Here is a 20393-nt window from a genome sequence, read left to right as displayed (position 1 = left end):
CAAAGTCCGGGCCGGTGCGGCGGGCCGCACCGGCCATCCGGCCTGCGGGTGCGGCAGCGTCGCCGCCGGGGGTGCCATGATCTGGGGTGCCACGATCTGGGGTTCCACGTCGCCGCGCTCTCGTCAGGTGCCAGAGGTTCCAGCCTCATATGGACTGACGAGCAAGGGGGGCATTGGGTATGGACGAACCGCGCAAAAAAACGGTAAATGGCGTCTTATAGATATATGAGCACCCATCAAATGTGCGAGTTGCCAGTGCCGGTGGCTACGGGGCACTCCCCACCGGTACCTCCAGCACCACCTTGGTGCCCCCGGTCTCGACCGGCACCATGTCGAAGCTGCCCCCCAGCTCCCCCACCACCAGCGTCCTGACGATCTGCAGCCCCAGGTTCCCGGCCCGCTGCGGGTCGAAGCCCTCCGGCAGGCCGACGCCGTCGTCGGTCACCGTGATCAGCAGCTGCTCCTCGCCCCTGCTGCCCCCGTTCGCCCAACTCGCCGACCACCCGGTGTCCACGGCCGGCATCCGCCCCCGCACCGCCTGCACGATCACCTGACCGCCCGCCTTGGGCCCGTACGCGTGCTCCAGCGCGTTCTGCAGGATCTCGGTCAGCACCATCGCCAGCGGAGTGGCGACGTCGGCCGAGAGGATGCCGAAGCTGCCGCTGCGGCGCGCGGTGACCCGGCCGTCCTGGGAGAGCTCCATCACCATCGCCAGCACCCGGTCCGCGATCTCGTCGAAGGCGACGTGCTCGTCCAGGTTCTGCGAGAGCGTCTCGTGGACGATGGCGATCGAGCCGACCCGGCGCACGGCCTCGTCCAGTGCCTCGCGGGCTGCGTCGTTGTCCATCCGGCGGGACTGCAGCCGCAGCAGGGCCGCCACGGTCTGCAGGTTGTTCTTCACCCGGTGGTGGATCTCCCGGATGGTGGCGTCCTTGGTCATCAGCTCGCGTTCGCGCCGCCGCAGCTCGGTGACGTCGCGCAGCAGCACCAGCGAGCCGATGTGCTCGCCCTTGGGCTTGAGCGGGATGGCCCGCAGCTGCACCACGCCGTCGCCGGACTCGACCTCGGCCTGCCGCGGCGCCCAGCCGCTGGCCAGCTTGACCAGCGCCTCGTCGACCGGGCCGCGGTCGGGCGGGGCCAGCTCGGCGGTGGTCCTGCCGAGGTGCAGTCCGACCATGTCGGTGGAGAGTCCGAGCCGGTGGTAGGCGGACAGGGCGTTGGGGCTGGCGTAGGTGACGACGCCCTCGCCGTCCAGCCGGATCAGGCCGTCGCCGACCCTCGGGGAGGCGTCCATGTCGGTCTGCTCGCCGGGGAAGGGGAAGGATCCCGCGGCGATCATCTGGGCCAGGTCGGAGGCGCTCTGCAGGTAGGTGAGCTCCAGCCGGCTCGGGGTGCGCACGGTCAGCAGGTTGGTATTGCGGGCGATCACGCCCAGCACCCGTCCCTCGCGCCGGACCGGGATGGACTCGACCCGGACCGGGACGTCCTCGCGCCACTCCGGGTCGCCCTCGCGGACGATCCGGCCCTCGTCCAGCGCCACGTCCAGCATCGGGCGGCGGCCCCGCGGCACCAGGTGGCCGACCATGTCGTCCTGGTAGGAGGTCGGCCCGGTGTTGGGGCGCATCTGCGCCAGCGACACGTACCGGCTGCCGTCGCGGGTGGGCACCCACAGCACCAGGTCGGCGAAGGAGAGGTCGGAGAGCAGCTGCCACTCGGACACCAGCAGGTGGATCCACTCCACGTCGGCGCTGTCCAGGTTGGTGTGGTGGCGCACCAGCTCATTGAGGGAAGGCATTGACCGAGCGTATATCGGTCAGCGTGTCGGTCAGCGTGTCGGTCAGCGTGCCGGTCGGCGTGCCGAACCGACTACGCAGTGGGGATGGACAACGCAATTGGTCTAGTCCACAATGGAGAACGCACCAAGGGGAGTCCCACCGCGCTATCTGCCCTGACCGCGCACCGGGCCTTTCCGCTTGATGAGAGTCGGACTGACCGTCCCGCGCCTCCGGGCCCGCACACCCGCCGCGCGGAGACACCAGCCACCGACCATGCCTCGGGCCGCGGTGCCGGACAGGTTGAGGGTCCTGTCCCGGCGCCACGGCCCTTGTGCTTTTCCGGCCCACGGCGTGTCCGGCCTTCCGGGTGTCCGGCCTTCTGCGATTCCGGCTTACGGCGTGTCCGCAGAGCCCTCCGGAGGATCAGCCCTCGCTGAGGCGGGACACCAGCTTGGCGTCGGCCGCGACGGCGGCCGCCTGGGGGTCCTTGCCCTGCAGGACCGGGGTGAGGAAGAGGGTGGTGATCGGGTTGGGCTGGATCTCGACATTCCCCCAGTTCGGGACCAGCGGGGTGTAGCCGGCGTCGGCCGCCGCCTTGGACGCGGCGGTGGCGTAGTCGTTGCCCTTGAGGGCCGGGTAGAGCTTGGCCTTGTTCGGCAGGAAGCCGGACTGCTTGGCGAACATGCTCTCGTTGGTGTCGTTGAGCGCGATCTTCAGAAGGCCCAGGGCCAGGTCGGGGTTGGCCGAGTTCTCCGCGACGGCGAGGTTGGAGCCGCCGAAGAAGGTCTTGGCCGGCTTGCCCGGGGAGTCGCCCGGGATGGGGAACCAGCCGATGTCGTCGGCCAGCTTGGGGTTGGCCTTGACCACGGTGGTCGCCTCGTAGCCCATGGCGATCATGGAGGCGACGTCGCCCTTGGCGAACACCGTGGCCTGCACCGGGTGCGACTCGTCCTGGTCGGTCGGGGCGTTACCGAAGGCGTTCAGCTTCTTGAACAGCAGCGCGGCCTGGATGGCCGCTGGGGAGGCCAGGTCGCCGGCCCACCGGCCGCCCTGCTGGGTGAGCACGTCCGCCCCGGCGTCCTGCAGGAAGCCGTCGAAGGCGTACCAGTTCTGGCCCGGCAGATAGAGCGCGGACTTCACCCCGGCCGTCTGCTTCAGTTTGGCCAGGTCGGCGAGCCACTCGGTCATGGTGTCCGGCGGGGTGAGCCCGGCGCGGGCCCAGAGCGACTTGTTGTACATCACCGCCCGGCTGCCGGCGTACCAGGGTGCCGCGAACTGCTTGCCGTTGACCAGCGTCGACTTGTTCATCGAGGTGGTCCAGTCGGTGCCGCCGAGCTGGGTCCGGTACTTGTCCAGGTCCATCAGACCGCCGGTGGAGGCGTAGTACGCGGTCTGGGTGTTGCCGATGTCGTAGATGTCCGGGGGCGTGATCTGCGAGAGCGCATTGGTGACCGTCGCCTGGATACCGGTCCACTGCTTGGTCACGAAATCGACCGTGGCGCCCGGGTACTGCTGCTCGAACTGCTGCTTCACCGAGGCCGTCCAAGCCGGCAGGTCGTCCCCGGTCATCAGCCAGACCACCAGCTTCTTGCCCTCGTAGGACGAGGCCGAGCCCTTGGCCGAGCCCGAGCTCCCCCCACTGCACGCGCTGGCGCCGACCATGACCACGGCCGTACCCAGCGCGGCGACCAACCGCCGACGGTTCACGCCATCCTCCTCGGATGCCCCTGCCTTGCACTGAAAGGTATGGACCATTTTTCGGAAGCTTGGACTAGACCAGATGGTGCGTCAATGAACTTGCGGGGCACCCAAGGCAACCGTTATTCGAACGAAACGAGTCATGTCCTTGACATGGGAATCCCTCCCGGTATGCGCAAATCCCGTCCCCGGCAAGCAAGTTGGGGACGGGATCGCAAACTCCAGGGTCGGCCGCACCACGGTCAGAGGCACCGCGGGCGGCCGCACCGCGGTCAGTCGGACCGCTGCCGGCCGCGCAGAGGGTCAGCCCTGCGCCTGCCCGGTGAGCACCTCCACCGCGGCGAGACCGCACACCCTGGCCGCGCCATGGGTGGCGACGTGCAGCGCGCCCGAGGGGGCCGCCTGCGGCAGGCCCATCTCGACCACGGCCAGGTCCGGCCGCACCTCCAGCAGCCGGGCCAGCGCGGCCTGCATCCACCCGTGCCGGTGCAGGTCGCGGACGACCACCACCATCCGGCGGTCTCCGGCCGAGGCCAGGATCCGGTCCACCGCCTGCGGCAGCCGCTCCTCGTCCACCTCGTCCGGGCCGAGGCTCTCAGCCCTGGTCCCGGGGAAGCGGGCCGCCAGCATCCCGGCCACGCCCCACGGGGTCTCCTGGCCGACCGCGATATTGGCGACCGGGCTGAAGGACAGCACATAGGGGCGCTCGGTGATCGGCGCGAAGGCCGTCCCCGGCGCGCGGGTGACCCGCAGCGCCCGCCGGGCCGCCCGCAGGCCGATGGCCAGGTCCGGGGCCACCTTCCCGCTGAGCGCCGCCTGGGCGCTGGTCCAGGCGCCCAGGCCGCGGACCCGGTCGGCCGCCTCGGCCAGCCGCTGTTCGGGCAGGTCGCCGTTGCGGACCGCCGAGACCAGGGCCTCGCGCAGCTGCAGCACGGTCTCCTCGTCGGCGAGGCCGCCGCCGACGCAGATGGCGTCCGCCCCCGCGGCCACGGCCAGCACGGTGCCGCCGGCGGTGCCGTAGGTCGCGGCTATCGCGCCCATCTCGATGCCGTCGGTGACGATCAGGCCCTGGTAGCCCAGCCCGCCCTCGGCCGGTTCGGCGCGCAGCAGTTCGAGGATCGCCCGGCTCAGCGTGGCAGGACGGTCCCCGTCCAGAGCGGGCACCAGGATGTGGGCCGTCATCACCGCCTTGGCGCCGGCCGCGATCGCCGCCTTGAAGGGCACCAGGTCGCGTGAGCGCAGCAGGTCGACGTCGATGTCCACCACGGGCATGCCGAGGTGCGAGTCCATCGCGGTGTCCCCGTGGCCGGGGAAGTGCTTGGCGCAGGCCGCCACGCCGACGGACTGCAGCCCCTCGACCCAGGCCGCCGTGTGCCGGGCGCAGAGGTCGGGGTCGGCGCCGAAGGACCGCACCCCGATCACCGGGTTGCCCGGATTGGAGTTCACATCGGCCGAGGGGGCCCAGTTGTAGTTGACGCCGCATTCGGCGAGGGCGCGGCCGAGCTCCCTGGCCACGTCCCGGGTCAGCGCCGGGTCGTCGATCGCCCCGAGCGCCAGGTTCCCCGGCCAGGACGAGCCGCTGCCGGCCTCCAGCCGGGTGACGTCGCCGCCCTCCTCGTCGATGGCGACCAGGACGTCGGGGTTGGCGCCGCGCAACTGGGCGGTCAGCGCGGCCAGTTGCTGCTGGTCGGTGACGTTGCGGGAGAACAGCGCGACCGAGCCGAGCCCCTCCCCCAGGTGGCGGAGCAGCCAGTCCGGTGCGGTGGTGCCGACGAAGCCCGGCTGCAGCACCGCGAGTGCGTCCCGGTGCAGCTGGTCGCTGGTGCGGGCGGTCGGTTCGAGAATACTCACGTGCAGGTCAGCCCTTCACCGCGCCGGCGGTGAGCCCGCCGACGGCCTTGCGCTGCATGATCATGAAGAGGACCAGGACCGGCAGGGCGAAGAGGGTGGCCGCCGCCATGGTCGCGCCCCAGTCGTTGCCGAAGGTGCTCTGGAACTGGGTCAGCCACAGCGGCAGGGTGTACGCGGAGGGGTCCTTGTTCAGCACCAGGACCAGGGGGTACTCGCCCCAGGCGGTGATGAACCCGAACAGGGAGGTGGCCATCAGGCCGGGGGCCAGCAGCGGGAAGATGATCCGCCAGAACGCCTGGAGCCGGTTGCAGCCGTCGATGAGCGCCGACTCCTCCAGCTCCTTGGGGATCGCGGCGACGAAGTTGCGCAGCGTCCAGATGGTGAAGGGCAGCACCATCATCATGTAGAAGACGAGCAGCGGGAGGACCTTGTCCAGGTAGTTCGCATCCCTGACGATCATGTAGATGGAGATCTGCATGACGGCCCAGGGGGCCATCTGCGCGATCATGATCATCAGGATGAAGGCCTTCTTGCCCCGGAACTGCATCCGCGCCACCGCGACCGAGGCCAGCAGTGCGATCACCAGCGCCGCCAGCACCGCGCCCACCGTGGCCATCAGGCTGTTCAGCCAGTAGTTGCCGAAGAACGGCGCGTGCATGGCCATGGTGAAGTGCTTCAGCGTGGGGTGCAGCGGGATGAACTGGGGGGTGGTGCTGATGATGTCGCCGCTGCTCTTGAAGGCGGTCGAGACCATCCAGTAGACCGGGAAGACAAAGACGACGGCGAGGATCAGGGCGATGGCGTTGGCCCAGACGCGGCCGAAGAGCGAACGCTTCACAGTTCGTCCTCCTGCTTCAGGATGATGCGGAAGTAGTAGGACATCATCAGGCAGAGCATGACGATGGTGACGACGGCGACGGCCGCGCCCATGCCGTAGTGCTGGCCGCTGACGCCGACCAGGTAGGCGTAGACCGGCAGGGTGGCGGTACTGCCCTGGGGTCCGCCCCCGTTGATCGCCAGTACCTGCGGCAGTGCGCCGAAGACCCAGATGATCTCCAGGAAGACGGTGCTCAGGAAGAAGGGCTTGAGGATCGGGAAGACCACCGAGCGGAAGACCCGGAACGGCCCGGCCCCGTCCATCCTGGCCGCTTCGAAGATCTCGCTGGAGATGGTGGTGAGGCCGGCGTAGAGGTTGAACGCCACGAAGGGGATCGACTGCCAGACGATCAGCAGGGTGATCACCGTGAAGGTGGAGAACTGCGAGGACAGCCAGTCGTAGTGGGCCATGCTGTGCCAGCCGAGCTTGGACAGCAGCCAGTCGACCACTCCGAACTGCTGGTCGAACAGCCACTGGAAGACCGTGGTGCCGGCCAGCACCGGCATCGCCCAGGCGAAGACCAGGGCCAGCGAGAGGGTGAACCGCATCTTGTTGCCGAGACGGTTCAGCAGCAGCCCGACCAGCGTTCCGCCGATCATGATCAGCCCGACGTTGGCCAGCGTGAAGAGGACCGATCGCTCGGTGGTGTGCCAGAAGTCGGCGCTGGTCAGGATCGTCTGGTAGTTGCCGAAGCCGGTCCAGGAGGTGGTGTGCTGGATCAGCTGGAAGGCGTTGAGCTTCTGGAACGAGATGATGATCTCGCGGACGGCCGGGTAGACCAGCAGCGCCAGCGTCGCCACCAGGGCAGGCAGGAGCAGCAGGTACGGGGTGCCGCCGGAAAGGTTGAAGCCGCGCCCCGGCTTCCCGGCGCGGCGGGGCGACTCGACGACCGACCCTCCCCCGACTGCACCGGATGCGGCCTGCACCGGGTCCGCGGCGCTGCCGTCGTCCCGGATTCCGGCCTGCGCTCCACTGGATTGCACAGCCATACCTCTCACTTCCTCATGCCCTACGTCGGTTCATGGGGCGGCACCGCCCGCCGCCGCCTTCGAGGTGGCGGCGGCGGGCGGTGCCTGCCGAGATCACTGCGAGGCGTTGAGGCGCTTCGCGAGCTCGGTGTCGGCGGCCTTGGCGGCGGCGGCCGGGTCCTTGCCCTGCAGGATCGGGGTCAGGAAGAGGGTGGTGATCGGGTTGGGCGTGGTCTCGACGTTCGCCCAGGTCGGCACCAGCGGGGTGTAGCCGGCCACGGCCGCGGCCGGGGCGTAGGCGGTGGCGTAGTCGTTGCCGGTCAGCGCCGAGTTGAGCGACGCCTTGTTCGGCAGGAAGCCGGAGTCCTTGGCGAACATGGTCTCGTTGGTGTCGTCGAGCGCCACCTTGAGGAAGCCCTGGGCCAGGTCCTTGTTCTTGGAGTTCTGCGAGATGGCGAGGTTGGAGCCGCCCATGAACGTCTTGGCGGGGGTGCCCGCGGTGTCGCCGGGGATCGCGAACCAGCCGATGTCGCTGGACATCTTGGGGCTGTCCTTGAGGACGGTGGCCGCCTCGTAGCCCATGGCGATCATGGTGCCGACATTGCCCTTGGCGAAGACGTCGGCCTGGGCCGGGTGGGACTCGTCCTGGTCCTTGGGCGCGTTGCCGAAGGCCTGCAGCGTCTTGAACTGGTCGGCGGCCTTGAGCGAGGCGGCGCTGTCCAGGGTGCCGGTCCAGGTGGAGCCGCTCTGGGTGGCGATGGTGGCGCCGGCCTGCTGCAGGAAGCCGTCGAAGGCGTACCAGTTCTGACCCGCCAGGTACATCGCCGAGGTGACGCCCGGGGTGGCCTTCAGCTTGGCCAGGTCGGTGAGGAACTCGGCCATCGTCTGCGGCGTGGTGGTGAGACCCGCCTTCTTCCACAGCGTCTTGTTGTACATGACCGCGCGGCCGCCGGCGTACCACGGGGCGGCGAACTGCTTGCCCTGGTACATCGTCGAGTCGTTGAACGACTTCAGCCAGTCGTCGCCGCCGACCGCGGACTTGATGGAGCTGATGTCCATCAGGCCGCCGCTGGCCGCGTAGAAGGGGGTCTGGGTGTTGCCGATGTCGATGACGTCCGGCGGGGTGCTCTCCGAGAGGGCGGTGGTGATCTTCTGCGTGATGCCGTCCCACTGCTGCTCGACGATGTTCACCGTGGCGCCCGGGTACTGGGTGGCGAACTCGGCCTTGACACTGGCGACCCAGTCCTTGGGGTCGTCGCCCGTCATCAGCCAGACGGTCAGGGTCTTGCCGGCGTAGCTGGACGCGCCCGAGGCGCTGCCGCTGGCGCTGCTGCTGGAACTTGCCGTGGTCTTGCTGCTGGAGCTACAAGCCGCGATGCTGACAAGCATCGCGGTCGCGCCGATTGCGGCGATGAGTCGACGGTTCACGCCATCCTCCTGGGGATGCCCGGATTCCCCCCATCTGTTCCGGTTGCGACCCCCGCGAGTGCAGGTTGAGGGTGTCGCAGTCCCAGTGATGGGCTGGGGATTGAGTAGTGGTCGATGTGGTTTAGACCAGTGCCTGGAGCTTGGCCTAGACCAATAGGCCTGTCAACGGGTCGGCGAAGAAAGAGAAGCAGCCGTTACCAAGCCGACATCCATTGCCCGTTTCGCCGTTCTTCACAGAGGTTCACCCGCTGAGCAGGACCGGTTGCGCCGATCGGGCCTGCCGGGCTTGCCAAGCGGTGCCTCCAAGGTCTAGACCATCTCCTACAACTCGGGCTGGACCAGCGAACACCGACGGGTGATCCCGGCGGGGGACACCGTGCCCGCCCTCGCCCGGGCATGCCACCATGAGTGCCGCACGGTGCGCCGGGCACATCGTGACGACAAGGAACCAGGGAAGAGGAGCGGCGATGACGACCGAAGGGGGTCCAGGCGTGGAGACGTCTGGGGAGGGCGCCGTCACCGCACGCGTCCCGAAGTACTACCGGCTGAAGCGGCATCTGCTGCAGATCACGCAGACCCAGGCGCCCGGTACGCCGGTCCCGCCCGAGCGCACCCTCGCGCTGGAGTTCGAGACCTCGCGCACCACCGTCCGCCAGGCGCTCCAGGAGCTGGTGGTCGAGGGACGGCTGGAGCGGATCCAGGGCAAGGGCACGTTCGTGGCCAAGCCCAAGGTCTCCCAGGCCCTCCAACTCACCTCCTACACCGAGGACATGAGGGCGCAGGGGCTGGAGCCGACGTCCCGGCTGCTGGAGGTCGGCTATGTCACCGCGGACGACCGGCTGGCCACGCTGCTGGACATCCGTCCGGGCAGCAGGGTGCTCCGGGTGGAGCGGCTCCGGCTCGCCAACGGGGACCCGATGGCGATCGAGGCGGCGCACCTCTCCGCCAAGCGGTTCCCCGCGCTGCGGCGCAACCTGGTCAAGTACAACTCGCTGTACTCCGCCCTGAGCGAGGTCTACGGCGTCCACGTCGCCGAGGCCGAGGAGACCATCGAGACCTCGCTGGCCACCCCGACGGAAGCCGGCCAGCTGGGCACGGACGTCGGGCTGCCGATGCTGCTGCTCTCCCGGCACTCGTTCGACAGCGCGGGCGAGCCGGTGGAATGGGTTCGCTCGGTCTACCGGGGGGACCGCTACAAGTTCACGGCCCGCCTCCGCCGGCCGGACTGACGTCCCGATCCCGAGTGCGGACCATAGCGGGTTTGTCGCGCAGTTCCCCGCGCCCCTGACGAGTGCAACGGAGCCAGCTGCAGACCCCTAGGGCGCGGGGAGCTGCGCGACGACCCATGCAGACGCCGCACCCGGACAGTACGCCTCCGCAGGTTGCGCCCGGCCGTGACCAGCTGCCCCCCTGCGCCGACCGGCGCACGGGGGCACGTCCGTTCTGATGCTTTCCGTCCCGGTGCGCGCCCTCTGTCCACCACCACGGGCCGACAATATGTGTATCCACCCGTGACGTGATCCGATCAACGGTCTACATTCCGTTTGGTCACCTGTCCGATTCCGGTGGCGCCTGGGGGGAGGGCCGTCCCGCGCGCGCCGTCGGCCTGCCTCCGGAGCCGCACCCATGACCGAACCCGCGACACCGCCCCCGTCCGCACCACCGGGGCTGCCCGTGGTCACCCCGACCCGGGTGGTCTGCGCCGTCCTGCTGGGACTCCCCTTTGTGGCGCTGCTCTGGGTCAGTTCCTACTCCCGGCTCACCCCGGCCTTCATCGGCATCCCGTTCTTCTACTGGTACCAGCTGGCCTGGGTGATCGTCTCGGCGCTGTTCACCGCCGCTGTCTTCGTCCTGATCCGCCGTGAGGAAGCCGCCCGCAAGGCGCTGCTGACGCAGGCTCCCCCGACGGCGGGTGAGCCCTCATGAACCAGCTGGCCTCCGGCGGCACCAACGCCGTCTCGCTCACCGTCTTCCTGATCCTGTTCGTGGCCGTCACCGGCGTCGGCTTCGTCGCCTCCCGCTGGCGCCGCGCCGAGGACGCCCTGCACCTGGACGAGTGGGGGCTCGGCGGCCGCGGCTTCGGCACGGTCGTCAGCTGGTTCCTGCTCGGCGGGGACCTCTACACGGCCTACACCTTCATCGCCGTCCCGGCCCTGATCTACGGCGCGGGCGCGGCCGGCTTCTACGCCGTCCCGTACACCATCCTGGTCTGGCCGATGGTGTTCCTGTTCCTGCCCCGGCTGTGGTCGGTGGCGCGCAGCAAGGGCTATGTCACCCTCGCCGACTTCGCCCGCGGCCGCTACGGCTCGCGCAGCCTCGCGCTGGCGGTGGCGCTCACCGGCATCCTGGCCACCATGCCGTACATCGCGCTGCAGCTGGTGGGCATCCAGGCGGTGCTGGACACCATGGGCGTCGGCGGCTCCAGCGGCTTCGGCAAGGACCTGCCGCTGCTGATCGCCTTCGCGGTGCTGGCCGCGTACACCTACTCGTCCGGGCTGCGCGCCCCGGCGCTGATCGCCTTCGTCAAGGACACCCTGGTCTACATCGTGGTGATCGTGGCGGTGATCTACATCCCGATCCGCCTCGGCGGCTACGGCCACGTCTTCCACGACGCAGCCACCTCGCTGGCGAAGACCAACCCGGCCACCGGCAAGCCCAAGGGCTCGCTGATCACCGGCCCCAAGGCGCAGTGGTCCTACGCGACGCTGGCGCTCGGCTCGGCGATGGCGCTGTTCATGTACCCGCACTCGGCGACCGGTGTGCTGGCGTCCAAGGACCGCACCACGGTGCGCCGCAACCTGGCCGTGCTGCCGGCCTACTCGCTGATGCTCGGCCTGCTGTCGCTGCTGGGCTTCATGGCGATCTCGGCCGGCGTGGGCAAGGGCGTGAAGGGCTTCAACGCCCAACTCGCGGTCCCGGAGCTGTTCCAGCAGATGTTCCCGTCCTGGTTCGCCGGGGTGGCCTTCGCCGCCGTCGGCATCGGCGCGCTGGTCCCGGCCGCGATCATGTCCATCGCCGCGGCCAACCTGTTCACCCGCAACGTGTACCGCGAGTACTTCAAGCCGGACGCCACGCCGGCTCAGGAGACCCGGGTCGCCAAGCTGGTGTCGCTGGTGGTCAAGCTGGGCGCGCTGGGCTTCGTGCTCGGGATCGACAAGCAGTTCTCGATCAACCTGCAGCTGCTGGGCGGCATCTGGATCCTGCAGACCTTCCCGGCGATCGTCGCCGGACTGTTCTCGCGCTGGTTCCACCACTGGGCGCTGCTGGTCGGCTGGGCGGCCGGGATGGCCTACGGGACCTACGAGGCCTACAACGTGGCCACGGCCGGCAAGCCGAACTCCCACTTCGGCGGCAGCGCGGCCAACATCCCGGTGGTCGGCCAGATCGGCTACATCGGCCTGACCGCCTTCGTGCTGAACCTCGTCGTCTCGGTGGTGCTCACCCTGGCCATCAGAGCGGCCAAGCCGCGGGAGCTGCCGGACGAGACCGTCCCCGGCGACTACCTGGTCGAGAGCGCGCCGCTGGTCCCGCTCACACCGGAGACCGCTCCTTCCCGCTAGGGGTCCGGGGGTCGCCCCGGAAGATCGGCGTACTCCTTCCGCGCCCTGAATTCACCCCCTTTGCGCCCCCTCCACGGGCCGCCGCTCCCGCACACTGGGACCGGCGGCCCGTGCGCAGTCCCGCGCCGGGCCGGGCCGAAGAACGCTCAGGGGGACTCGTGGAGCTCACCGACCACCACCTCAGCCCGTCCGAACCCGTACCGGCCGAATCCGTACGGGCCGAACGCTCGCCCGACCGGCCCGCGGAAGCCCTGCCCGTCCCGCCCCGCCCGCTCTCGCTCACCGTCACCCGGCACGGCGAGAGCACCGCCAACGCGGCGTTCGCCGCCGCGGAGGCGGCCGGCGCCCTGGACACCGGCATCACCTGCCGCGACGCCGACCTCTCGCTCACCACGCTGGGCCGCGACCAGGCCACCGCGCTGGGCCGCTGGCTGGCCTCCCGCGCCGACGGCCCGCTGCCGCACAGCGTGTGGGTCTCCCCGTACCTCCGCGCCCAGGAGACGGCGGAACTGGTCCTCACCGAGGTGGACCGGGCCGGGCTGCCGCTGCCGGTGGTGCGCACCGACGAACGGCTGCGCGACCGCGAGCTGGGCATTCTGGAGATGGTCACCAAGGCGGCCATCGAGCTCCACCACCCCGGTGAGGCGGCCCGCCGCCGCAAGCTCGGCGAACTGCGCTGGCGGCCCCCGGGCGGCGAGTCGCTCGCCGACGTTGCGCTGCGGCTCCGCAGCCTGCTCCGCGACCTGTACGAGACCGAGGCCTCCCGCCGGGTGCTGCTGGTGGCCCATGACGCAGTGGTGCTGATGCTCCGTCACATCCTGGACGACCTGGACGAGGAGGGCTACCTGGCGCTGGAGCGCGAGGGCGCCGTCGGCAACGCCTCGATCACCCGCTGGTCCCGGACCTCCTCCGGCCAGCTCAAGCTGGACTGCTACAACAGCACCGCCCACCTGGGCCGGGCCCTCGACCCGGCCTTCGGCCAGGTCCCCGACTGACCGCCCGCCGACCGGCCGGCCGCCGGTTCCCGGCGCCGAAACGATGACCTACGCGGTCGGGCTCACTACCGAGAGCGATCCTCCACGACACAACATGTAGGGGTGCTTTGTCGAAGCACCCCTACATGTATGCTCACTCTCGCTGTCGACGCAGGGGAACCCGGTGCGATTCCGGGACTGCCCCGCAGCGGTGAGCGGCTTCTGCCGCGAGTCCGAGTACCTGCCGACAGCGTGCTCCGCGCTGCTCTCCCGCCGCGCATGGAGCGCTGCACGTCCGGGCCTCGCGGGTGGGCCGGGGACGCGCTCCGTGCTGCTCTCGCGCGCCCGGAGACGCTCCCGTTCCCCCTCGCTGACGGCCCGTCGCCGACCGGCCGCCAACGAGGAGCGCACAGTGACAGTGATCGACACGGCAGTGATCGACACCGCAGTCCCCACCCAGCAGACCGCCGTCCCCCGGCCGGCGTCGGGCGACGGCCCGGGAGCTGCCCTGCTGCGCACCGTCACCGAGCGGTCCGCCGGCCTCCCCGAGGTGGACCCGGGCCGGGTCGCCGCCGCCGCGCTGCGCGGCCGCAGCGCCGCCGCCGACTACGCCGAACTGCGCGGCCTGGCCATGGAGGCCGCCGCCGCACTGATCGCCGAGGACCCGCAGTACTCACGGCTCGCGGCCCGGCTGCTGGCCGAGGAGGTCCGCGAGGAGGCCGCCGGACAGGGCGCGATCTGCTTCGCCGCCTCGATCGCCGTCGGCCACCGCGAGGGCCTGGTCGGCGACGCCACCGCCGCCTTCGTGGCCGAGCACGCCGACGCGCTGGACGCGGTGGTGGACCCGGCCGCCGACGACCGCTTCGAGTACTTCGGACTGCGCACCCTCTACTCCCGCTACCTGCTGCGCCACCCGATCACCCGTCAGGTCATCGAGACCCCGCAGCACTTCATGCTGCGGGTGGCCTCCGGCCTCCAGGTCGGAGGGGACACGGCGTCCGTGGCCGAGGTGGCCTCGCTCTACGCGCTGATGAGCCGGCTGGAGTACCTGCCGTCCTCCCCCACCCTGTTCAACTCCGGTACCCGGCACCCGCAGATGTCCTCCTGCTACCTGCTGGACTCCCCGCTGGACGAGCTCGACTCGATCTACTCCCGGTACGCCCAGATCGCCCGGCTCAGCAAGCACGCCGGCGGCATCGGCCTCTCCTACAGCCGGATCCGCTCCCGGGGCAGCCTGATCCGCGGCACCAACGGCCAGTCCAACGGCATCGTGCCGTTCCTGCGCACGCTGGACTCCTCGGTCGCCGCGGTGAACCAGGGCGGCCGCCGCAAGGGCGCGGCCTGCGTCTACCTGGAGACCTGGCACGCGGACATCGAGGAGTTCCTGGAGCTGCGCGACAACACCGGCGAGGAGGCGCGCCGCACCCACAACCTCAACCTGGCCCACTGGATCCCGGACGAGTTCATGCGCCGGGTCGACGCCGACACCCAGTGGTCGCTGTTCTCCCCCGGCGACGTGCCCGAACTGGTCGACCTGTGGGGCGCCGAGTTCGACGCCGCCTACGCCAAGGCCGAGGCGGCGGGGCTGGCCATCCGCACCGTCCCGGCGCGCACCCTGTACGCCCGGATGATGCGCACCCTGGCGCAGACCGGCAACGGCTGGATGACCTTCAAGGACGCCTCCAACCGCGCCGCCAACCAGACCGCGCTGCCCGGCCGCACGGTCCACTCGTCCAACCTCTGCACCGAGATCCTGGAGGTCACCGACGACAGCGAGACCGCCGTCTGCAACCTCGGCTCGGTCAACCTGGGCGCGCACCTCGGCGCCGACGGCGAGATGGACTGGGAGCGCCTGGACGCCACCGTCCGCACCGCGGTGATGTTCCTGGACCGGGTGGTGGACATCAACTTCTACCCGACCCCCGAGGCCGGCGCCTCCAACGCCCGCTGGCGCCCGGTCGGCCTGGGCGTGATGGGCCTCCAGGACGTCTTCTTCAAGCTGCGGCTGGACTTCGACTCCGCCGAGGCCAGGGCCCTGTCGACGCGGATCTCCGAGCGGATCATGCTGGCCGCCTACGAGACCAGCGCGGACCTCGCCGAGCGGCTGGGCCGCCACGTCGCCTACGGCGAGACCCGCGCCGCCCGCGGCCAGCTGCACATCGACCACTTCCAGGTCGAGCCGACCTGGCCCGAGCGGTGGGACGCGCTCAGGACCCGGATCGCCGAGACCGGCCTGCGCAACTCGCTGCTGCTGGCCATCGCCCCCACGGCGACCATCGCCTCCATCGCCGGCGTCTACGAGTGCATCGAGCCGCAGGTCTCCAACCTCTTCAAGCGGGAGACCCTGAGCGGGGAGTTCCTGCAGGTCAACCCGTACCTGGTGGCCGACCTCAAGGCCCGCGGGCTGTGGAACGCGGAGACCCGCGAGTCGCTGCGCGCCGCCAACGGCTCCGCCCTGGAGATCCCCGGCCTGCCGGCCGACCTGGCCTCGCTCTACCGCACCGCCTGGGAACTGCCGCAGCGCGCGCTGATCGACCTGGCCGCGGCCCGGATGCCCTACCTGGACCAGAGCCAGTCGCTGAACCTGTTCCTGGCGTCGCCCACCATCGGCAAGCTCAGCTCGATGTACGCGTACGCCTGGAAGGTCGGCCTGAAGACCACCTACTACCTGCGCTCCCGCCCGGCGACCCGGATCGCCCGGGCGGCGGCGGCGCCCGCCATCCCTGTTGCCACTCCGGTTTCCACCCCGGTCGCGGTCGAGGACGAGTCCGTCATCGCCTGCTCCCTCGAAAACCCCGAGTCCTGCGAGGCCTGCCAGTAATGACCACCACACCCGCCACCGAGAACCTCCAGACGTTTGAGAAGCGGCTGCTGGACCCGGGCTTCGAGCTGACCCTCCGTCCGATGCGCTACCCGGACTTCTACGAGCACTACCGCAACGCCATCAAGAACACCTGGACCGTGGAGGAGGTCGACCTGGTCTCCGACGTCGCCGACCTCCCCAAGCTCAGCCCCGACGAGCGGCACCTGCTGGGCCGGCTGGTCGCCTTCTTCGCGACCGGCGACTCCATCGTGTCCAACAACCTGGTGCTGACCCTCTACAAGCACATCAACTCGCCCGAGGCCCGGCTCTACCTCTCCCGCCAGCTGTTCGAGGAGGCCGTCCACGTCCAGTTCTACCTGACCCTGCTGGACACCTACCTGCCCGACCCGGAGGACCGCAACGCGGCCTTCGCCGCGGTGGAGAACATTCCCTCGATCCGCGAGAAGGCGCAGTTCTGCTTCCGCTGGATGGACCAGGTCGAGAAGCTGGACAGCCTGCAGACCAAGGCCGACCGGCGCCGCTTCCTGCTGAACCTGATCTGCTTCGCCGCCTGCATCGAGGGCCTGTTCTTCTACGGCGCCTTCGCCTACGTGTACTGGTTCCGCTCCCGCGGCCTGCTGCACGGTCTGGCGACCGGCACCAACTGGGTGTTCCGCGACGAGTCCATGCACATGGACTTCGCCTTCCAGGTGGTGGACACGGTCCGCGCCGAGGAGCCGGACCTGTGGGACGAGGAGCTCGGCGAGCAGGTCACCGCGATGCTGGAGGAGGCCGTCGAGGCCGAGCTGCAGTTCGCCCGCGACCTCTGCGGCGAGGGCCTGCCGGGGATGAACACCGACTCGATGCGCGAGTACCTGCAGTGCGTGGCCGACCAGCGGCTGGCCCGGCTCGGCCTGCCGGTCCGCTACGGCTCGGAGAACCCGTTCGGCTTCATGGAGCTCCAGGGCGTCCAGGAGCTGACCAACTTCTTCGAGCGCCGGGTCTCGGCCTACCAGGTCGCGGTCGAGGGCTCGGTCTCCTTCGACGACGACTTCTAGCCGGTCGGGGGCGCGGCCGCGGCCGGCCGCGCCCCTACAGCAGCGTCCGCCAGTAGGACCAGAACCTGACCAGCACCATCCCGCCGACCACCAGGTACCAGAGCAGCGGCCCGAACCAGTGCAGGGTGAGCACCGCGTCCAGCCCCTCGCGCCACCGTTCCGGGAACGGCAGCACCCGGTGCTTGAGGTTGTGCAGGGTGACGTACCAGAACATCGGGAAGATGATCACCCAGACCACCATGCAGTACGGGCAGAGCGCGCCGATGCTGTAGAGCGACTGGGTGATCAGCCAGCAGATCAGCACCAGGCCCAGGGTGACCCCCAGCTGCAGCCCGGCCCAGAACCACCGGTGGTACCGGGCGCCCGCGAGCAGCCCCGTGCCGACCGCCAGCACCACCGCGAAGCCGGCGATGCCCATCAGCGGGTTGGGGAAGCCGAAGACCGCCGCCTGCGAGGTGGTCATCACATTGCCGCAGCTGATGACGGGGTTGATGCTGCAGCTGGGCCTGTAGCCGGGATCGGTGAACAGCTTGAAGCGCTCATAGGTGAGCGTGAAGGAGGCGATGAAGCCCAGCGCGCCGGTGACCACCAGGAACCAGGTCATCGCCCGGCCCGCACCGACGCCCCTACCGGTGCCCGTACCGTCCTGGTCGGCGTCGTCGTCCATGCCTCCCAGCATCACCTACCGCCGCATCCGCCGCTCAGTCGTTCGGCTGGACCTCGTAGCGGGGCGTGAGCTCCGCCATCTGCCGGAGCGCGTCCTTGCGGTCGCGCTTGGACAGCCGGTCGATGTAGAGGTAGCCGTTGAGGTGGTCGGTCTCGTGCTGCAGGCAGCGGGCGAAGAAGCCGGTGCCCTCGACCACGACGTCCTGGCCGTCCCTGTCCTGGCCGCGGACCACCGCGTAGTCCGGCCGGGCCAGGTCGGCGTAGGCGCCGGGGACGGAGAGGCAGCCCTCGGCCGACTCGTCCAGGGTGCGCCGCGACGGCTCCAGCTCGTCCAGCACCGGGTTCACCACCACGCCGACATGGCGCACGCCCTCGTCGTCGGGGCAGTCGTAGACGAAGACCCGCTGGGCCACGCCGATCTGGTTGGCGGCCAGGCCCACGCCGTCGGCCCCGTACATGGTCACGAACATGTCGTCGATCAGCGCCCCCAGCTCCGCGCCGAACTCGGTGACGACCGCGCACGGGTGGTGCAGCACCGGATTGCCGACGACCGTGATCGGGCGCACCGAGCCCCTGCTGGTGTCCGGCTCATCGCCGACCACCGTCACGGGAGCCTGCTGCTCCTCGATCCGGTCCTCGTCGCTCCGTACTGCCTCGACCTGCTGCTCCGACATGCGCTCGCCTTCAGTCCGTACCGGGATCAGCCACCAGGGTACGGGCTCCGGCCTGAGCGGGGGCCCTCAGCAGACCTCTTCAAGATCCCGGTAGGCCCGCCCCGAGCGGTTCCCGGCGACCCAGCGGTCCAGCAGGGTGCGGACCACCCCGGCGGGCGCGGCCACGCCGCACTCCCGCTCCGGGATCCACAGCGCGCCCGCGCTGCGGTGGCTGAGGTGCCCGTCGTCGTGCGGGTCGTGGTGCTCGCTGTGGCCGTCGTCGGCGGGCATCCGGCTCTCCGAGCAGTCCCGGCAGAGCAGCCGCACCGACGAGGTCCAGTCCTCGGCCGCGTAGCCGGCCTCGGAGACCAGCCGCTCCAGGGCGTCCCGGTCGGCCTCGGTCTCGGCCTGCAGCAGCACCACGTACGTCGGCACCGGCGAGGGCGCCCACAGCTCGATCTCGTCGAACACCGGGTACGGGACCCCGTCGGCGACCCGCTCGCCGTGCGGGCTGCCGTCGTGCAGCACCACCTCGCCCCAGCGGCGTCCGGAGGAGGGCAGCGGGATGGAGAGCACCTCGACCCGGGCCGGGTCCAGCCGGCGGCCCCAGACCACCTCGGACTCGCCCTCGGGGGAGAGCCGCACCGGGGTGGTGCCGTAGTCCAGGCTGACCGGGCCCTCGCCGGGCGCCAGCCGCAGCCCGTAGGCCTGCCAGCAGCGCCGGGCCAGCGCCCAGTCCTGCAGCGCGGTGGCGGCGATGCCCAGGTTCCACCAGTCGGGGGCGCCGGGGTTGCGGTCCAGCAGAGCGACGGCGCGCAGGCCGGCCGCGCGCGCCTGCTCCCAGTCCCTGCGGAACTTGTGCAGCAGCGCCAGGTTGAACCAGGAGTCGGAGAGCCAGGGTTCGAGGTCGGCGGCCCGGACCAGCAGGGCGCCCGCGTCCTCGAAGCGTCCGTTGCCCATGAGCGTGAAGGCCCGGTCGGTCGTCTGCCGCCAGCTGGCGGACGGCCTCTGCCGTGCCCGATTGAAGATCTTCACCTCGGCCTGCCACTTGTCCGATTCCACCCGGCGGTCCGGGCTGGGTTCCTTCGGTGCGGTGCTCTCCCCCTGCGTCGTTGCAAGGGGCGATGGCGCTGTGGACGATGGGGCTCGATGCTGCCCCCGGATGCACGCTACGTCCCCCCGCGCCCCGACGCCATGCGCAGTCCGCCCGCCCCAGCGACCTTGCGGACGGTCCAGCCTCCGTCATCGACTCCATGCCCACTGGGCGGCGCACCACACGCCCGCTGCCCGCCCTTCTGCTGCATCCAACCACGACTGGGCCCCGCTCCACCCCTTACCTGCGGATTCACCCCCGGAGGTGCTATGGATCGGCCCCGGAGCGCAGGCACACCCGTGCCAATGCCTCCACCGCGTGCGGTTCGTACTCATGGGCGGTGTCCTGCCGCAGCTGCTCCACCACTTCCTCGCGCTGCTCCCTGCCCCCTCCGTCACAGCCGAGGTCGTCGAAGGCGTTGGCGACCCGGATGATGGCCGCCGCCCGCGGCAGGCCAGGGTCGCGGCTGCCGTCCTGGCGCCGGTACGGCTCCGGGATCGCCGCCACGATCTCGGCGACCTCGGCCGGCACCCCGGTCTGCCGGATCACCTCGCTGCCCAGCCGGCCGATGCGCCGCTGCTCCGGCCGCGACAGCAGCGCGGTGGCGCCGCCGGGGACCGGGTCGACCAGCGAGAGCTGCCCGATGTCGTGCATCAGCGCCGCGTACTCCAGCAGTTCCAGCTCCTTGGCGCCGAGCCCCAGCTCGCGCCCGATCCCGGAGGCCAGGTCGGCGACCCTGCGGGCGTGCCCGGGCAGGGTGTAGCCGGCCATCTCGGTGGAGCGGGCCAGTGAGGCCACGGTCTGCCTGCGGGTGGCCCGGACCGCCCGGTAGCGGTGCAGGGACAGCTGGCTGACCAGCAGCGGCGGCGAGAACAGCGGCAGCGCCCACCACCCCGCCTCGCGCACCGCCAGCCCCACGCAGAGCACCGCCGCCAACGCGTGCACGACGCGGACCAGGGCCATGCCCCAGGCGTCGCGCGGAGCCGGTC

16 protein-coding genes and 1 riboswitch are annotated in these 20393 nt (G+C 70.5%); of the genes, 6 read left to right on the top strand and 10 right to left on the bottom strand.

The window, feature by feature from the left end:
• Nucleotides 1-265 precede the first annotated feature (265 nt).
• The 6 genes from TR46_RS25535 to TR46_RS25510 all read right to left on the bottom strand — a co-directional run bounded on the left by TR46_RS25535 (nucleotide 266) and on the right by TR46_RS25510 (nucleotide 8597).
• Nucleotides 266-1795: a sensor histidine kinase gene (locus tag TR46_RS25535; RefSeq protein ID WP_042405366.1), complete on the bottom strand. Its 1530-nt coding sequence runs from the start codon at nucleotides 1793-1795 to the stop codon at nucleotides 266-268.
• 403 nt (nucleotides 1796-2198) lie between these two features.
• Nucleotides 2199-3482 (bottom strand): extracellular solute-binding protein, encoded by a 1284-nt coding sequence (locus TR46_RS25530; RefSeq protein WP_236655496.1) that lies wholly within the window; start codon nucleotides 3480-3482, stop codon nucleotides 2199-2201.
• Between the two features lie 294 nt (nucleotides 3483-3776).
• Entirely contained in the window at nucleotides 3777-5324 is a 1548-nt protein-coding gene (locus TR46_RS25525; protein ID WP_042405364.1) for a glycoside hydrolase family 3 protein, read from the bottom strand.
• Between the two features lie 7 nt (nucleotides 5325-5331).
• Nucleotides 5332-6162, bottom strand: a complete 831-nt coding sequence (locus tag TR46_RS25520; RefSeq protein WP_042405363.1) for a carbohydrate ABC transporter permease — start codon at nucleotides 6160-6162, stop codon at nucleotides 5332-5334.
• Nucleotides 6159-7190 (bottom strand): carbohydrate ABC transporter permease, encoded by a 1032-nt coding sequence (locus tag TR46_RS25515; RefSeq protein WP_042405362.1) that lies wholly within the window; start codon nucleotides 7188-7190, stop codon nucleotides 6159-6161. The genes TR46_RS25520 and TR46_RS25515 overlap by 4 nt, the downstream gene beginning before the upstream one ends.
• A gap of 93 nt (nucleotides 7191-7283) precedes the next feature.
• Complete coding sequence (locus tag TR46_RS25510) at nucleotides 7284-8597, bottom strand: extracellular solute-binding protein (RefSeq protein ID WP_042405360.1); 1314 nt, start codon at nucleotides 8595-8597, stop codon at nucleotides 7284-7286.
• A gap of 467 nt (nucleotides 8598-9064) precedes the next feature.
• Here TR46_RS25510 and TR46_RS25505 point away from each other — a divergent pair, with 467 nt between their 5' ends.
• The 6 genes from TR46_RS25505 to TR46_RS25480 all read left to right on the top strand — a co-directional run bounded on the left by TR46_RS25505 (nucleotide 9065) and on the right by TR46_RS25480 (nucleotide 16992).
• On the top strand, nucleotides 9065-9826 hold the full coding sequence (locus TR46_RS25505; RefSeq protein ID WP_042405358.1) for a GntR family transcriptional regulator: 762 nt from the start codon (nucleotides 9065-9067) through the stop codon (nucleotides 9824-9826).
• A 397-nt stretch (nucleotides 9827-10223) separates the two neighbouring features.
• Complete coding sequence (locus TR46_RS25500) at nucleotides 10224-10523, top strand: DUF3311 domain-containing protein (RefSeq protein WP_042405356.1); 300 nt, start codon at nucleotides 10224-10226, stop codon at nucleotides 10521-10523.
• On the top strand, nucleotides 10520-12157 hold the full coding sequence (mctP, locus tag TR46_RS25495) for a monocarboxylate uptake permease MctP (protein ID WP_042405354.1): 1638 nt from the start codon (nucleotides 10520-10522) through the stop codon (nucleotides 12155-12157). The genes TR46_RS25500 and mctP overlap by 4 nt, the downstream gene beginning before the upstream one ends.
• A gap of 158 nt (nucleotides 12158-12315) precedes the next feature.
• Nucleotides 12316-13152: a histidine phosphatase family protein gene (locus TR46_RS25490; protein ID WP_236655495.1), complete on the top strand. Its 837-nt coding sequence runs from the start codon at nucleotides 12316-12318 to the stop codon at nucleotides 13150-13152.
• A 123-nt stretch (nucleotides 13153-13275) separates the two neighbouring features.
• Nucleotides 13276-13394, top strand: a riboswitch (cobalamin riboswitch).
• A 173-nt stretch (nucleotides 13395-13567) separates the two neighbouring features.
• The gene (locus tag TR46_RS25485; protein ID WP_042405407.1) at nucleotides 13568-15952 is read left to right on the top strand and encodes a ribonucleoside-diphosphate reductase subunit alpha; all 2385 of its coding nucleotides are present in this window, start codon (nucleotides 13568-13570) and stop codon (nucleotides 15950-15952) included.
• The gene (locus TR46_RS25480) at nucleotides 15952-16992 is read left to right on the top strand and encodes a ribonucleotide-diphosphate reductase subunit beta (RefSeq protein ID WP_042405353.1); all 1041 of its coding nucleotides are present in this window, start codon (nucleotides 15952-15954) and stop codon (nucleotides 16990-16992) included. Before TR46_RS25485 ends, TR46_RS25480 begins: the two co-directional genes overlap by 1 nt.
• Nucleotides 16993-17026: 34 nt before the next feature.
• On the opposite strand, the gene TR46_RS25475 is transcribed toward TR46_RS25480, so the two are convergent.
• The 4 genes from TR46_RS25475 to TR46_RS25460 form a co-directional block, all read right to left on the bottom strand.
• Nucleotides 17027-17659 (bottom strand): vitamin K epoxide reductase family protein, encoded by a 633-nt coding sequence (locus TR46_RS25475; RefSeq protein ID WP_084718917.1) that lies wholly within the window; start codon nucleotides 17657-17659, stop codon nucleotides 17027-17029.
• 34 nt (nucleotides 17660-17693) lie between these two features.
• Nucleotides 17694-18332, bottom strand: coding sequence for a peptide deformylase (gene def / locus TR46_RS25470; protein ID WP_042405349.1), 639 nt, complete (start codon nucleotides 18330-18332; stop codon nucleotides 17694-17696).
• Between the two features lie 66 nt (nucleotides 18333-18398).
• Nucleotides 18399-19346 carry a tetratricopeptide repeat protein gene (locus TR46_RS25465; RefSeq protein WP_042405405.1) on the bottom strand — a complete coding sequence of 316 codons (948 nt, stop codon included), beginning with the start codon at nucleotides 19344-19346 and terminating at the stop codon, nucleotides 18399-18401.
• Nucleotides 19347-19671: 325 nt separating this feature from the next.
• On the bottom strand, nucleotides 19672-20393 hold a 722-nt coding region (locus TR46_RS25460; RefSeq protein WP_152626673.1), incomplete at its 5' end, for an HD-GYP domain-containing protein.

Source organism: Streptacidiphilus carbonis, assembly GCF_000787775.1.
GTDB lineage: Bacteria > Actinomycetota > Actinomycetes > Streptomycetales > Streptomycetaceae > Streptacidiphilus > Streptacidiphilus carbonis.
This window is presented reverse-complemented; position numbering and strand designations above follow the sequence as displayed.